Source organism: Bacillus sp. ISL-4, from assembly GCF_018613275.1.
GTDB classification, from domain to species: Bacteria; Bacillota; Bacilli; order Bacillales; family DSM-1321; genus Peribacillus; species Peribacillus simplex_E.
Map to the genome: position 1 here is coordinate 1 of NZ_JAGGQN010000043.1, position 15,978 is coordinate 15,978.

14 protein-coding genes and 1 other annotated feature are annotated in these 15,978 nt (G+C 38.5%); of the genes, 4 read left to right on the forward strand and 10 right to left on the reverse strand.

What is annotated here, in order from left to right; translation table 11 throughout:
* Positions 1-286 precede the first annotated feature (286 nt).
* Positions 287-1,141: a pentapeptide repeat-containing protein gene (locus tag J7J00_RS22625; protein ID WP_214794779.1), complete on the reverse strand. Its 855-nt coding sequence runs from the start codon at positions 1,139-1,141 to the stop codon at positions 287-289.
* A gap of 240 nt (positions 1,142-1,381) precedes the next feature.
* On the opposite strand from J7J00_RS22625, the gene yyaC reads away from it, so the two are divergent.
* Positions 1,382-1,954 carry a spore protease YyaC gene (yyaC, locus tag J7J00_RS22630; protein WP_214794781.1) on the forward strand — a complete coding sequence of 191 codons (573 nt, stop codon included), beginning with the start codon at positions 1,382-1,384 and terminating at the stop codon, positions 1,952-1,954.
* A gap of 343 nt (positions 1,955-2,297) precedes the next feature.
* Here the strand turns inward: yyaC and J7J00_RS22635 are convergent, their stop codons facing one another.
* The 5 genes from J7J00_RS22635 to J7J00_RS22655 form a co-directional block, all read right to left on the reverse strand.
* Positions 2,298-3,608 carry a CitMHS family transporter gene (locus J7J00_RS22635; protein WP_214794783.1) on the reverse strand — a complete coding sequence of 437 codons (1,311 nt, stop codon included), beginning with the start codon at positions 3,606-3,608 and terminating at the stop codon, positions 2,298-2,300.
* Positions 3,609-3,800: 192 nt separating this feature from the next.
* Positions 3,801-4,505, reverse strand: coding sequence for a response regulator (locus J7J00_RS22640; RefSeq protein WP_214794785.1), 705 nt, complete (start codon positions 4,503-4,505; stop codon positions 3,801-3,803).
* A 2-nt stretch (positions 4,506-4,507) separates the two neighbouring features.
* A complete protein-coding gene (locus J7J00_RS22645) occupies positions 4,508-6,079 on the reverse strand; it encodes an ATP-binding protein (protein ID WP_286201524.1) in 1,572 nt (523 codons plus the stop codon).
* A 241-nt stretch (positions 6,080-6,320) separates the two neighbouring features.
* A complete protein-coding gene (locus J7J00_RS22650; protein ID WP_214794789.1) occupies positions 6,321-6,779 on the reverse strand; it encodes a VOC family protein in 459 nt (152 codons plus the stop codon).
* 118 nt (positions 6,780-6,897) lie between these two features.
* Complete coding sequence (locus J7J00_RS22655; protein WP_214794791.1) at positions 6,898-7,407, reverse strand: GNAT family N-acetyltransferase; 510 nt, start codon at positions 7,405-7,407, stop codon at positions 6,898-6,900.
* A 296-nt stretch (positions 7,408-7,703) separates the two neighbouring features.
* Here J7J00_RS22655 and J7J00_RS22660 point away from each other — a divergent pair, with 296 nt between their 5' ends.
* A complete protein-coding gene (locus J7J00_RS22660) occupies positions 7,704-9,092 on the forward strand; it encodes an L-cystine transporter (RefSeq protein ID WP_144528202.1) in 1,389 nt (462 codons plus the stop codon).
* Between the two features lie 161 nt (positions 9,093-9,253).
* On the opposite strand, the gene J7J00_RS22665 is transcribed toward J7J00_RS22660, so the two are convergent.
* From J7J00_RS22665 to J7J00_RS22675, 3 genes are all read right to left on the reverse strand, one after another.
* Positions 9,254-10,414, reverse strand: coding sequence for a hypothetical protein (locus tag J7J00_RS22665; RefSeq protein WP_309487228.1), 1,161 nt, complete (start codon positions 10,412-10,414; stop codon positions 9,254-9,256).
* 187 nt (positions 10,415-10,601) lie between these two features.
* Positions 10,602-11,258 (reverse strand): phosphatase PAP2 family protein, encoded by a 657-nt coding sequence (locus tag J7J00_RS22670; RefSeq protein WP_098373721.1) that lies wholly within the window; start codon positions 11,256-11,258, stop codon positions 10,602-10,604.
* A gap of 230 nt (positions 11,259-11,488) precedes the next feature.
* Entirely contained in the window at positions 11,489-12,838 is a 1,350-nt protein-coding gene (locus J7J00_RS22675) for an amino acid permease (RefSeq protein WP_214794795.1), read from the reverse strand.
* A 59-nt stretch (positions 12,839-12,897) separates the two neighbouring features.
* Positions 12,898-13,135 (reverse strand) — a binding site (T-box leader).
* A 397-nt stretch (positions 13,136-13,532) separates the two neighbouring features.
* On the opposite strand from J7J00_RS22675, the gene J7J00_RS22680 reads away from it, so the two are divergent.
* Complete coding sequence (locus J7J00_RS22680; protein ID WP_214794797.1) at positions 13,533-13,889, forward strand: hypothetical protein; 357 nt, start codon at positions 13,533-13,535, stop codon at positions 13,887-13,889.
* A 342-nt stretch (positions 13,890-14,231) separates the two neighbouring features.
* On the opposite strand, the gene J7J00_RS22685 is transcribed toward J7J00_RS22680, so the two are convergent.
* Positions 14,232-14,465, reverse strand: a complete 234-nt coding sequence (locus J7J00_RS22685) for a hypothetical protein (protein ID WP_214794799.1) — start codon at positions 14,463-14,465, stop codon at positions 14,232-14,234.
* Positions 14,466-14,668: 203 nt separating this feature from the next.
* Here J7J00_RS22685 and J7J00_RS22690 point away from each other — a divergent pair, with 203 nt between their 5' ends.
* Complete coding sequence (locus J7J00_RS22690) at positions 14,669-15,832, forward strand: MFS transporter (protein ID WP_214794801.1); 1,164 nt, start codon at positions 14,669-14,671, stop codon at positions 15,830-15,832.
* The last annotated feature ends 146 nt before the right edge of the window (positions 15,833-15,978 follow it).

A 15,978-nucleotide genomic window follows, 5' to 3' on the forward strand; every position in this document is an offset into this window, starting at 1 on the left:
CTTTTACTCGTGAGTTTGACGCCTTTACTCGTGAGTTTCCGCCTTTTACTCGTGAGTTTCCGCCTTTTACTCGTGAATTTGGTGTTTTTACTCGTGAGTTTGGGCTTTACTCGTGAGTTTCCGCCTTTTACTCGTGAATTTGGGCTTTACTCGTGAGTTTGACGCTTTTACTCGTGATTTTGACGCTTTTACTCGTGAGTTTGCGCCATTTACTCGTGAATAAAACCATTTTCATTCATGAGGCGTATACTCTGCAGGAAAGTTAGCTCTGATATTAGCTTTACTTCTATCTCCAATGATCGGGAATGCTTAATGTGACCGGTAATTTTGTCTTCGTATCGCCTTTAGCCGAGTTAATCTGTGCTTGTGTGATGAAGAAACTCCCGGTGAGATCGGCACCGCTTAAATCAGCGTCCCTAAAGTCTGCACCGATAAGATCCGTCACTCTCATGTCAGCTTCTCTGAGGTCGGATGCGATAAGTAAAGCTCCTCTTAAGTTCGCTCCCCTAAGGTCAGCACGTCTCAACTTTGCACCGATAAGGTCACTTCCCCTACCTATATTGTTCTGTTTTTTCTGATTTTTATTTTTCTTAAATGATACCTTTGCACGTACGAGTTCACTTGTGCGCAGAAGTAAATCATTAACGATCGTTCTATGAGCTGGTACATTCAGGTCCATGATAGACTTTGGACTTTGCTTAGTGAGATATTCCGTTTCTTCAAAAGCAGCCTGCAAATCTTGATAAAGAGGTTTCGCATCTTCTAAATTCAGTGCTTCATTTAAGTAACAAAGCATTTCATGAAGTTGTTGCATAATAGGAAATACATCGAACATTTCCTTTGCTGACGCCGGGTTGTCTCTCCAATCGGTTCCATCATATGTGAGTTGAGATACCTTTTGACCCGCACCGAAGCATTCATATACCGTGCAGCCCCTAAATCCTTTTGCTCTGAGATTTTCATGGATGCCGCAACGATAATTCGATTGCAGGTTTGAACATGGTGTACCTCCATCTTTATCAAATGCAAAATCAGCAGATTTTGCATAAGGCAAAGCTACACAGCACAAACCAAAACAATTCTCACAGTCTGCACGTAAATGATTAAGAATACTATCGTTATTCGTTAATTGATTGAACAATACTTACACTTCCTTCTATTAAATAAAACCAATCGTTTCATACTAGTAGATTTTTTAGTTTTCTTCTATTTTATCAAAAATTCCAGTAAATCTATATATTAACAAAATACAAGTAAACACGATATGAGGCAATTAAATTAATCATTAGAGGGAAAACAAGTAATTTCCAAATTATTAATCATGTTATAATTTCTACAAGATGTCACAGAACTCTAGTAAATAAGATAAGGGAGTGTAGGCATGTATCCTTTTAATGGCAGAAAGAAAGGGGAGACAAAAAAAGATTTGCCGTATTGCAACTACACATTTCAAACAGAGGCAGAAGGAGAAATAGACGAAATGTCTTTTCAAATCGCAAGAGTTTTTCCGCCAACGTCCAAAGAGATCATCTTTTTATGTATTGGCTCAGATCGCTCCACAGGAGATTCATTCGGGCCTTTAGTAGGGACGATGCTAAGAGAAAACCAAGTCCCTTACCATGTCTACGGAACACTTGCAGAGCCAGTTCACGCCCTTAATTTGAAAAGTGTTTTGAAAGAAATAAAAAAGCAATTTAAAAATCCCTTTATTTTTGGCATCGATGCTTGTTTGGGTGGTTATCATCAAATTGGTTCCATTTTTCTGACAAAAGGTCCTTTTACCCCTGGTGAAGCCATGAATAAATCCTTACCTGAATTGGGTGATTATCACCTAAAAGCCGTCGTGAATTATTTAGATCCCCTTTTCCCCAAACAATCCTTAAATGATACGCGACTGGATACTGTCATGAATCTGGCGAAGATTACCACAAAAATCATTGTTAAAACCGTCTAATATAATAGTAAAACCCCAATAAAGCTTTAGCTTTTTCGGGGTACACTTAAATGCATAGTCTTAAAGGACACTCTGATGTTTTGTGTTTTAATCATCATATTATGTAAATTAACCTTTTATTGTTAACTAGCCATAAACACCTCTACGATTCATGCTATCACTATGCTAAACCTGGGTCATTAAAGTAAATGATTTCTGAAAGAACCTTATTGCCTTGAATATTCCGGAAAACTTCCCTTGCTGCTTGTTCTGTTTCAAATTCATACATTACAATATCTCTGTTTTAATAGAGTGTGATGATCCACATTGCACAATCTACAAGATAGGGTAACCATCCCTTTTACTAAATGACTCCCAAGATTATCGCTACTATTGTCATGACAGTGACAGTCCCTAATGCCCATTTCACGGCAAACCGCTGTAAATCCCCAAAGTCAGTGCCAACTAAACCTATTAGCAAATGTGCTGCAGCTACTAAAGGACTCAATACGTGTATCGGCTGCCCTATTAACGAGGCGCGCCCTATTTCTGCCGCGCTAATTCCATAAGCATCAGCGGCCTGAGCGATAATTGGAAGTACGCCAAAATAGAATGCATTATTAGACATAAAGAAAGTAAAAGGGGCACTTGCATACGCTACAATTACCGGTAAAAATGGTCCTAAAGGTTCTGGAATAAGCGAAACCAATGTAATGGCCATTGCATCAATCATTTTCGTTCCAGACATGATGCCGGTAAAAATCCCGGCTGCAATGACAATTGAAACAACGGCCAATGCATTTTTCGAATGAACGGCGATTCGATCCTGCTGATCTTTCAAATCAGGATAATTGACCAATAACGCAATAGCGAAAGCAATCATGAATAAAATGGTCAAAGACATAAAATCAATGATTAAAGATGCCATGAGCACAATCGTTAAAATAAAGTTGAACCAGACCAATTTCGGTCTGCGATAATCATGGGAGACCGTTGTTGCCGCTAACTCAGAATTGGCCTCTGAATTCATTTCTTTAGTGTGATTATGCTGGATCTCCACTACGCCCAATCTCTTTCGTTCCCCTTTTCCCAATATAAAAGCCACGACAAGAACCCAAATGAGCCCAAAACCCATGACTGGAATCATTGGCAAGAACAACTCCGATGCGTCAAGATTTAACGAAGCCATTGCCATAGCGGAAGCTCCCCCCCACGGTGTCATATTCATTACACCCATGGATAACATGGCAACAGTGGCTAATATTATTTTGTTCATCCCTAGACGCTTATAAAGGGGTAAAAGAGCTGAGACCGTTATGATGTAAGTTGTTGTACCGTCCCCATCTAATGCGACGGTCATTGAAAGAATAGCGGTTCCCAATACTATTTTTAAAGGATCTCCTTTTACTATCTTCAATATTTTAGAAATGAGAGGATCAAATAAACCCGAATCTATCATTATTCCAAAATATAAAATCGCAAATAAAATCATTATGGCTGTAGAAGCTATTCCTTCAACACCATCCTGCATCATGGGTCCCAGTTCTGTAAAAAACCCTCCGATCACGCCAAATATGATTGGAACGAGCATAATGGCCACTAATGCCGATAGTCGCTTCGACATAATTAAATACATGAATACAGCAATCATTGAAAATCCTAAAATGGATAACATCTTCAAGCTCCCTTCTGTTTACCGCCATCTTTTTTTGATGGCGCTTTCTTTAGAGACTATCATCCATCAAGCCTTATTCACATATAAAGAAAGTAATAAGAGTTTTTTTTATAAATGGAGTTTTATTCATTTTTTTCACGCCTGAAAAAGAAAAAAACCCCATTGATGAAACCTAATTTCATCAACAGGGATTTAAAGGTGTTTTGTTTTATATTTTCTTTCAGGCCTTCCTACACTACCATACAAAACTTCAACTTCCATTTCATTACAGGAAACTAAATACTCCAAATATCTGCGCATGGTTGAATAACTAATTCCAACGAGTTGACCTAGTTCATCAGCATTTAAACTGCCATTGACGTTTTGAATCTTACTTCTGACCATTTTCAAGGTATGTTTGTCAATTCCCTTGGGAAGAGGATTTATTTGGACATCATTTGCTTTATTTGGGTTACTTATGGTCCGAAAAAGCGTATCGACTTTATCTTGATTTACTAAGTTATTATTATGCAGCTGCTGTCTCGTCAGGTCGTATTGGCCGAGCGTCGCTAGAAGCTTATCGATAATGATGGGTTTTATTAGGTAACCAAAAGCCCCTCCCCTAATCGCTTCACTGACTGTTTCGGTATCATTCGCGGCGGTGATCAGAATTACATCAATGCCCCGGTATTCTCTCCTAATTTCCCGAAGAAGGTCAATTCCATTCATATCCGGTAAAAAGATATCCAATAAAATTAAATCCGGCTGTGCGGCATGTAATATATTTAACGCTTGCTTGCCTGTGCTAGCTGTAGCAATGACAGTGAATTGATCTAGTTGATTGGTAAATTGTTTATATATATTCACTGCATTCTCGTCATCTTCAACAATGACAACTGTAATCGGTCCTTTGGACATTCTCACGCCTCCTGTTCTGCTTTTATATTCTTCGGGAAGGCGATTGTAAATCTTGCTCCGCCCAAATAACTTTGATCAATATAAATTTCACCGCTTAAAAGACCAATGGAGTTTTTTACAATGGCCAAGCCGATCCCATGATTTTCCCCATTTTTAGTCGTATAACCATCTGTAAAAATAATATCTTCCATTGCATGAGGGATACCTGGACCGTTATCCTCGATATCAAATATAATTTCGTTTCCTAAATCAGTAAACGAAACTTTGACCTTTCCCTCATTTTTGTTTTTTTGCCGTGCTGCCTCCATCGCATTATCGATGACATTACCAATAACGGAAACCAAGTGATGGGAATCCTCAGGCTTTAATGAACTGTTTAAATTGCTTTCCTGTTCTATTTCTAATATAACCTGCAATTCTTTTGAACGGTTTATCTTTCCAAGTAAACAGGCGGCGATTAACGGATCTTTAACCGATGACATAAGAAACGAAATGATATCTTGCCTCTCCCTCACTTCAGAAGAAATGATAGTCAATGCCCTATCATATTGTTTCAAACTTAGTAGTCCATAAATGGTATTTAATTTATTTAAAAACTCATGGTTTTGTGCCCGCATATTTTCTGAAAAGGCCTTGATTTCTGAAAATTCATTTGTTAATTGTTCAATTTCGGATACTGTTCTTATTGTTAAAACGATGCCCCTGACGTCATTATGATTTAGGATTGGGGATAAATCCAAAATGTATAGCTGCTGGCCTAAAAGTAACTTACGATTGAACTGTCCCTCTTTTGTGCTGATTACTATTTTGATGAGTTTTTCTAAATGCCCATTTACAACCCGCTTTCCCACCATAAGCTGATGATCATGAAACAATTCACGTGCTCTTTTATTCATGGAAGTAACCTGTTTTTCAATATTAATCGTAATGGTAGCATATCGGATGGCATCAAGTGTCGCTTCCCTTTCTTGAAATAGAAAAGAAATTTCCTCCGGCTCTAGTCCTAAAGTAAGCTTTTTTAAGCGTCGCGCTATAAATATTGCCCATACGATTCCTACACCAATTGGGATAAGTGACAAATGAATAATCTTCATTTTATAATCGGATAGTTGATCTTGCACATTCTCTACCAAAAACCCTACAGATGAAACACCGATAACTTCCCCTTTATCATTCCAGATAGGCGCCTTAGCTTTAATCGCTGGACCTGAAATCCCATTACCTTGATAAATAATTGATTTGTGTTCATTAAGTACTGCATCATTACTAGTAGCAGTAGGCTTCCCAATATATTCTGGATTAGGATGAGAGTATCGAAGTCCTTTATGGTTCGCAATGGTTACATAATCGGCACCTGTTGTTTGACGAATCATTTCTGATGCGGGTTGAATCACCTCTGAGGGCTTGTTATTGTTAAATCCCTGGATGATCGTTGGATTTTGGGCTGCTAATTTAGCCACCGTCATTGCTTGCTTACCCATATGGTTTTCGACGATGTCCTCCAACAGTGTAGAGAATAGAAGGCTCACAAGCAAGGTACTGATAAAAACAACGAATATGATAAGTAATGTCATTTGAGTTAATAAGTTCACTCTAATTTTAAACTCCACTTTTATGCCCTTAACCTTTCTGTAATAATTGCTCATACTCGTAGAGTATAAAAATAAAATGATGTTTCGTATCACATATAAATTGAAATAAAAATTTTGGCTTTTCTAATTCTATATGAAGAAAATAATAGTAATTTCCTATGTAAGAAAACAGTTTATTTATACCAGGGTTGAGACCAAGCGGGAACCTTTTTCTTTACAGAGTTCACTTAGTTAATAGTTCTTCCCATTCATCAAGTGAAAGTTTTTCAGTCATATGCTTATATGCATCAGGGACTTCTACCGAACACATGAGTTCGAGACTATTTCCATCCGGGTCATTGAAATAGACGGAAGCGTTACCTTGGTGCGGGCGTACAAAAGGTTCAATCGATGTCCTTTTTCCAAAAGGTACCACTTCAATTTTTAAGGATTGGAGCCAAGTTAATGCATTTTTCATATTTTCATAAGATACCCGAAATGCGATATGCCTTATTGAAGGATGGTATAGAGTTTGATATTCTTTCCCCTCCCATAATCCGACCCAGCTTTTGTTTTCCTCTATCCAAAAGAAGGCAGTATCTTCATCCCTCCAAGCTAGTTTCAAGCCTATTTTCTTATAAAAATCCATAGAGATGGCCAGGTTCTTGACGGGTAGATGGGCTTCATATAAACCTTCTATCATATTATATTATCCTTTCTCCTTTAAAGTGATGAAATCTTTTGCCGCGAAAATATCTCGAGATTATTTCTTCATCTCTTCCTTTACAATTTATGCGGTCTATTAATAGAAGAAAATGGATTTAAAGGTTCCTACTATAATGGTAGAATATTAGCTTTTGACCGAAATCCGCACTAATTTCCTCATTAATCGAAATCCGTTCAAAACCGTTTTTCACTAAAACCTTTTGGGAGGCAATATTGTCGCTTGTCGTTTTGGCATGTATTTGAGTCACATTCAATGCCGGCGCCAGATTAACCAAGAGCTTTAAAGCTTCATTCGCTATCCCCTTTTGCGTAAACGTTTCACCGATTCTGTAACCGACATGAGCCGTACCATTAATGGGATCGATATCTACAAGGTTAATCCTGCCGACGATTATGCCTGAACCATCCTTAATTAAATAAAAAGAGGAGATGGCATCTTCTTGTTCTTTTAATAATTCCTTATGCCTGATCTCAAACGTTCCAAAACTATAATAATCATCTCCCCGGCCTGGCACCGTTTGCTCGAAAAACCTTCTATTACTGCATTCAAATGCAAATAACGCTTGTGCATCCTGTTCATTTAGCATGTGAATATATATATCCATCATTCCTTCATCCTCTCAAAAAATGCTAAGCATATGCGACCTGATATATCATTCAAGAAAACCAAGGGATTATCCTCCCTGTTAAATGTATATAATGGAAGATTTTGACCCAGTTTGTTTCAGCCTCCTCTTTATTGTTCCCTCTAACCCAGTTCGTGAATAGAGATATATACATGAATTACTTGAAAAGTCAAAAATAAATTATTTTCTTCTGGTAAAAGATCAACGGATGATGTATCATTGTCTTCAGATATTTATTATTCTTATTTGGTTAATCGGAATTAGGAGGAATATATATGATTGGTTATGTGTTTTTAAATCTTGCCATAATGCTCGTTCTTTTAGGCGTTTTATTTTACATGAATAAGAAGCATGTTTCCTTTACAAAAAGGGTCTTTACTGGACTTGGTTTAGGGATCGTATTCGGACTTCTTTTGCAGTATTTCTATGAACCTCAGTCAGAAGCGATCGTTAAATCGGTCGATTGGTTTAACATTGTAGGTTCCGGCTATGTCAAGTTCCTGCAAATGATCGTCATGCCGCTTGTCTTCATTTCGATCTTATCAGCATTCACAAGATTGAAACTGACTAGCAATATTGGAAAGATCAGTGTCCTGATCATCGGAATCCTGCTTGGAACGACTGCGATTGCAGCGGCTGTCGGGATCACCTCGGCAACTGTATTCAATTTGGAAGCCGTTCAAATTGAGCAAGGGGAAGCGGAGTTAAGCCGCGGGGATCAAATATCGGAAACATACGGTACGATTCAGGATAAAACGATGCCGCAGCAAATCCTTGAATTGATTCCATCCAATCCTTTCCTTGATTTAACGGGAGCACGTCCGACATCAACCATTTCCGTTGTAATTTTTGCTGCATTTCTTGGGATTGCCTATTTAGGAGTCAAACGGAAGCAGCCTGAACATGCTGAATTTTTTGCTAAAATAGTAGATACATTGCACAGCATCATCATGCGCGTCGTAACATTGATCCTTCGTTTAACACCTTACGGAATCTTGGCGATCATGACGAAGACGGTAGCTACGAGTGATTTGGATGCCATCCTGAAATTGGGGAAATTCGTGGGAGCCTCTTATGTCGCACTGATCGTCATGTTCCTCATCCATTTGCTATTGCTGATGCTTGCAGGATTGAACCCAATCGTATATTTAAGAAAAGCGTTCCCGGTATTATCGTTTGCCTTCACTTCAAGAACAAGTGCAGGAGCTCTTCCTTTGAACATCCAAACACAGAAACAACTAGGGGTGTCGGAAGGTATTGCCAACTTTGCCGGATCCTTCGGTTTGTCGATCGGGCAAAACGGCTGTGCCGGAATCTATCCGGCCATGTTAGCGGTCATGATCGCTCCAACGGTTGGAATCAACCCACTGGAGCCTTCATTTATCGCCATGTTGATTGCCATCGTGGCCATTAGCTCTTTCGGGGTTGCAGGTGTAGGCGGAGGAGCAACATTCGCTGCCATCCTAGTATTATCTGCAATGAACTTGCCAATCGCCTTGGCCGGATTGTTGATTTCTGTCGAGCCATTGATCGATATGGGAAGAACGGCTGTGAATGTCAGCGGTAGCATGACTTCCGGTATTCTTACCAGTAAAATAACAGGCGACCTGGATAAGGAACAGTTTAGCGAAGAATCGTCTTTGAAAATTGAAGCTGAAATGTAAAAGAAAAAAGCATCGGACTTCCTGTATGGGAAGTCTGGTGCTTTTTTTTTATGGGATGTCGGTATCAAATTTAGCAGACACTCCCCAAAACTTTAAAAAAATAAACGTGGTATTGATCTCCATGCTTTACTTGTACATTTTAAGCACCGATGTAATTCATTTTAAATAAGTACATGCAAGATATTTTCTTGTTCCTTATATTTTCCCTTTATTTCTCCAACACCATCAATTGTAAGCGAATCACTGTTTTCAATGGGTCTTTTCCCTAATATCAGGTGTAATTTATTTATATTTTTAATTCCATTACCAACATGGGCAATAACAGGTTGTTGAATAAGAAAATCTTGGTTGTTCATTCTTACTTTTATAAAGCTCTTATGTAAAAGTTTATCTTCTAATGGGATGATATTCATCGGGTCAAAGGATTCAGCAGTTATTTCCCCTTCAATATATAAATGAATTCCTGCTTGTTCATTAAACTCTTCAAATGCTTTTATTCTCTTTTCTATGGCAAAGTTAACGACCTCCTCTGTTTCAGAACTTATCTTCACATCAGCTATTGAATCTTCGATATAGTCACCGGTATGAAGTTTTAATAGGTCATATAATGTTTCTTCTCTATCAAAAAAACTTTCCATCCAGCCTGGTGAAAGCTCCTCAAGTAACAAACACATAAACAAACCGGAACTATAACAACTTCTTCTAATACTAGAAGTAGATTCATATTCGTTTATTAGCTGTTGTGCATACTTTTTTAAAACTGAATGGTAATCAAGCGGGCCTTTTTCGGAGTAAGCCCTTAATTCGACATACCACGCAGGTCCCTCAATGGTTTCAATCATCTTTTCATATGTTAGGTACTCTTCAATCCTGGCTGCTCTTTTTTCCCTTAGTGCAATGAAAGCATTAAGGTATTGTTTCTTCTTAATTATGTTATTTTCCACCAACGCATGATAAAGATTTGTTCTTTCCTGATTTCGTAATTCCACATTTTCTTTTGACAACGGATATGTGATCCCCATCATTTCATCAGGAAACCGCTTTTCATCTTTAATATATTGATAGCCGTGAAATAATTCGTGAACCACTATTGAATACAAATCTTCATATTCCTCATACGAATCCATATTAACAATTGCAGTGGGATATTCTTCATACAAAATAATTGTGTCGCCGGTAAACTGTACATCCCACTTTAAAGTATGATATGCACAATGTGAATTGTTACTGAATTTGGGATGATTGAATAGATAAACTTTTCTCTTATCATATAATGCATATGCAGCAAGTTCAAAACCCGACCAATAATTTTCCAACTTCACTTTAACCAAGTCTTCAGCAATTCGATTAAGATAATGTGGCATTCCTTTCCTCTCGCCATTGAATTTCATTTAAAAAATAATATCATATATAATTTAACATAAATATCCAAATTTTTAATACAAAAAAAGCCACTGTAACATATCAGCTCATGGGAGCTAATGTTCTTACAGTGGCTATTTCCTGTGGTCATTTTTTAATTTGCCTTGCTGCGTAATGATTGGCCTGATAAGCCGATAGGGCTTGGAACATATACTGGACAGCTGCATATACCCCACATGCAAGAAGTATCCCTGCGAGTACATCCAATACAGCATGTTGCTTCGTAAATAGCGTGGAAAGGATAATCAGTGTTCCGAATGCAGTGACACTTGCATACTCCCATTTGTGCTGTTCTTTCCGCTTATGGGCGACGATCATCATGATGAATGTAGTCAGTACATGAATGCTGGGAAGACAGTTGACAGGTTGATCATGACTATAGACGATTCTCATTAAATGGGCAAAGATATCGTTGCCCACCACTTCTGGACGCGGGACTGTCGATTGCCAAAGGCAATATACAAGAAAACAGAGTAGTTTCCCCGATACCAAACTGCCTAATCCTACGAAATAGTGCTTTCGGTCAACAAAACAGTAGTAAATCAGCAATCCATAAATATACGGATACCAAAGTAAATATGGAACGACAAATTCTTTAATAAAGGGAATCTCCCTATCTATTATAGTCGTAACATCGACAGCATGACCTGAAGATTGATTGATGATTGAATAGATGGAACTCGTAATCACCAAAAGTAATAAATAATATAGCGGGTGAAAGGATAGTATGGAATTGTTTTTCATAGCTCGCTCCGGCTTTCAATATATTGGTTTTTTTCCAAAGATTATTATACAACATTTTTCACTAGATTATCTCTTTAAATGCTAAAGTTAATGATTCCCATGAACTAGTAAAATGGATATCTCTTACTTTTCATCAGACCAAAAATACATAAAGAAAGCCATGGCAATGCTACCATGGCTTGAAACTGAAACTTCTATGCGGGAAGGCAAAAGCGATATCCACGCTTTCTCTAAATTTTGTTATGGCGTTTTTTCCATACAAACGTCAAGGATATGAAGATGTAGATGCAAAGTGTAATGATCGTAACGATTATGGATGTCGTGAAAATGATTCCGATCAGGATCGTTATTAAAGCGATGATCGCAGCCCAAGTCGTATACGGGAACCATTTTACCGAATAGGCACTTGTTTTTTGGGACTGTTGTTTACGTGATTTCAAATGGGCGAAAGCAATGATCAACCAGATGAATAATACGGTATATCCCAGCGAACCCATTAGGAAATCGAAGGTCTTGCTTCCAGCAAATAAGGAAATCAGTACTCCTCCATATAAAGCGGAAGTACACATTAATATTGCGGGAACAGGTACTTTCTTCTTGGATAAACGGGAAAAGATTTTCGGAATGCGCCCATCCACAGCTTGTGTATACAGAACGCGGGATGAACCATACAACCCGGAGTTCATCGATGAAATGATCGCTAATAGAACAACGGCGTTCATAATATGGTCGGCACCAGGAATCCCAATCATTTGAAAGACCATTACAAACGGACTTTCCTGCACCCCGTTTACTTCGTTCCAAGGAATTAAGCTAACGATGATGAAAAAAGGAATGATATAGAAAGAAATGATCCTGATTAATGTACTGCGAACGGCTTTTGGAACCACTTTTTCAGGATTTTTCGTTTCAGCTAATGTGACACCGATGATTTCCGTACCGCCATATGAATAGATTACCACCAGCATCGCCGTAATCAAACCTGTCGATCCATTCGGAAAGAAACCGCCATGCTCAGTCAAGTTAGAAAAACCGACGGCTGTATGATCACCAAAAGTAACGAGCAGCAACAATAATCCAGCCATGATGAACACAATGATGACGGTTATTTTAATTAAAGCAAGCCAGTACTCCGTTTCAGCAAAAACCTTAACCGACAGCAAGTTAACCGCAGTAACTAAAACCGAAACAGCTAATGCCAGTATCCAGATTGGATATCCAGGCAGCCAATATTGAAGGAAAATCGCGGCAACCACTGATTCGGCCGCGATATTCAATACCCACATTTTCCAATAGATCCAATCCAGGAAATAGGCAGGATACTCTCCTAAAATCGATTGGACCAAATCCCTGAATGTTCGTGCACCGCTATTGCGGACCGCCATTTCAGCTAAACCTTGCATGATGAATAATAGGATGATGCCCCCTATCAAGTATGCAATGATTACGGAAGGGCCTGCCATATCAATGGCTGAACTGCTTCCTTTAAATAAACCTGCCCCGATGGCACCGCCTAATGCCATCATCGTAATATGCCTTGAAGTCATTGTCCTCTGTAAATTCCGTTTGTCCGTCTCCATATCCTTACCTCCCCAAAATCAAAAAAAGCATATCGTCTCTTCCTTCATAATCAAATGAAGAAAGAGACGATATGCCTTAAGCTTACCGCGGTACCACTCTTATTGGCTCTTTTCTAGAACCCTGCTTTAAAAACCTTGTAACGAAGGTCAATCGTTAAAACAAAAGAATGGAATAATTACTATCTTTCGCTTTACCACTCCCAGGCAAGTTCAAAGTATCATTGGACTGCGTTGCACCAACCCGCAGCTCTCTTTACCGAATAATGTGCTTTTACTACTCCTGATCATTGCGTTTCAAAAATTAAATTATATCTGAATATTTTTAATAATATCCATTACTATACGGACCCGAAGTAAATTTGTCAATAACTTTCTTAGGATAATATTTTAAAAGAAACACATCATCGGAAATCGTGTTGAGCCAGCCATATGTTATCCGTAAAATACTATTTAAAATAAAGTTGATGCAAGTCCTTTATCCATATCTGTAATTAAGTTCAATAAGAAATGAATCATACGGTCTCCTTCCCCATCTATAGTAAGATGGAAAAGAAAAACCGTGACCTTCCACTCTATCCTCAGTTGGCCCTCAATATTGTTATATATTTCCTGTTATAGTATTTATATGATGAAAATAAGTCTAACGAATAACTTAATATCGGTTGGGAGGACATAATAAAAAACGCTAATTAGTATGATTTTTATATTATCTGTTTTGGTTGGCTGTAGTAACGATGATAAATATATAAAACTTTCTGGGGAGAGCGGTCATTGGAAAGGAGAGTATGTTGCAACCGCAACCGAAAGTTCAGAAAATGGAACTTTTACTTTTAAATATAAAGATGTAGCCAGCGATGTATTTTTCAAGAATTTGGAGATTTCAATTAATGATGGTGAAACTAAGCAGAAAACGACAAACTACAACGAACCAACAGTTGAAATTCAAACTTCATGTAGCGGCTGTTCAGTAACTAATGAAAGTATACCGATATATATAACAATTAATTGGGATGGTAATGAAGAAAGCTTTTCTTTAGAGCAAAGCAAATAAAAAGAAGGCATAATTGCCCTCTAGCCCAAATTAATTCCCTTAGTTTACAAGTACAGCTAACATCTGAACAAGATCACCAAAATAAGTAGCCAACGTATAAGCAATGACGAAAAGGCTTCCCGCAATAACAACTAATGACACCGCTCTAATTAGCTCAAATTTCTTTGGATAAATTTTAAACAAAATCCATCCGTTTTATATCAATATAGGATAAATACCCTCTAATATCCTAACATCAAAATTGAACTTACATATCCGGATGGACTGCTTTTAAAGGACATTTTCCTATCAAGCATCAAAAATCCCCGCTGGAATAACCAACAATTAACACAAGCCCAGGCTCTAAAACTCCATCCCTAACCATGATGCAGCCACCATCAGGATCCCAACGACAATCACTATAACCGGTCCTACAACAAATAATCCAAATAGCAATGAGACTACTGCATCCATGAAGGTTCGAAATAGTCCTGCTTTTCCCCTTTTATTCTGTTGCTGTGTTAATAAGTCTTCAAGATGACCGACTTTTTGCTTCAGTTCCTGCAACTCCTGAATTACTCTTGTGTCTTGGTCCATTAAATATCACCTTCTTCAATTAACAATAAGTGTTAATTCTATCATTTACATCCATTTTCAAAAAGTGAAATTTAACCTCGAAACCAACTCTATCATTCTATTTTTTTCCATAAAATTAAAACTATTTTTTCAAATTCTGTCATAAATGATACAATAACAAGGTTGAAATCAATCTATAGAACACGTGAGGTATCATATTTTTTATGAAAGCAATACGATTATTAAAGGGTTTTAACTTTTTATATTTTGGACTGCTTGCCATTTTCATTCCGTTTCTCCCAGTCTATCTGGCTGATCAAGGTTTGCGTCCAGCCCAAATCGGGTTCATCATCGGTACAGGAGGTTTTGTCACCCTCATCACCCAGCCTTTATGGGGAATGATCAGCGACAAAACGAGGACGATACGAAAAGTTCTGTTGTTACTCATCTTTTTCTCGAGCGTAATCGGTTATTTCCTCTATGATTCAAGCAGTTATCTTCAGCTCATCCTGTTTGCCATGCTTCTATATTTCTTTCTGATGCCGATCGATCCCCTGACGGAAAGCCTTAACTTTACGACGGCAGAGAAATCCGGGATCAGTTACGGTTCCATCCGGACATATGGTGCATTGGGTTATGCGGTCATATCGCTGATCACCGGCTATGTTATGTCATATTTCGGAGCGAACAGCCTAGCCTTCCTTTTTGCGGGCATAGGATTGATCAGTTTCATTATCAGCTGGATGATGCCTGATGCACCCGTTTCGGGGAAACCCGTCACCTTAAGCAGCCTTAAGCATTTTTTCAGCAATAAAGAGACGCTTCTCTTTCTGTTATTGGTCTTCATATGTGCTGTTCCAGCAAGGATGAACGATACTTTCCTCGGAGTGTATATCCGGGAACTTGGAGGAAGTGCCAAGCTTGTAGGCTTGACCTGGTTCTTAGCGGCGGGAAGTGAAATCGTTGTGTTCGCCCTAAGCTTTTGGTGGCTTCGCAAGGGTAAGGAAATCATCATCATTTCGTTTGCAGCAGCGTTTTTCTTTATCCGTTATTTCGTCTCTGCGTGGATTACCGATCCACAGCTATTAGCTTATTTGCAAGTCATGCAGATATTGACTTTCCCGATTTTCTACTCGGCGGCCATCCAATATCTGTACCGGATCGTTCCAGTGGAATGGCGTGCCACAGGCCAGACCGTACTGGCGCTGCTATTCTTCGGGGTTTCGGGAATCATTGCTTCTTATATAGGCGGAGCCATATATGGGGCATACGGCGGTAAGACCCTTTACCTGTTCATCTCCTCCATCTCCTTTATAGGAATGGTATTCGCTTTGGTTCTTTATCGGATCTACGGCAAGAGGCTCGATACCGCAGAGGAAGCTGTATAATCAAAAAAACCGTATAAAAAAGAGCATGTTTTAATCAAAACATGCTCTTTTTGCATTCCGTTAGCGAAATAATGGGGCAACCGTTAACATTATCACAGAGAAGCAAAGCAGTATAGTAGTTGTCCTGTTTGAGAGTTTTACTTGTC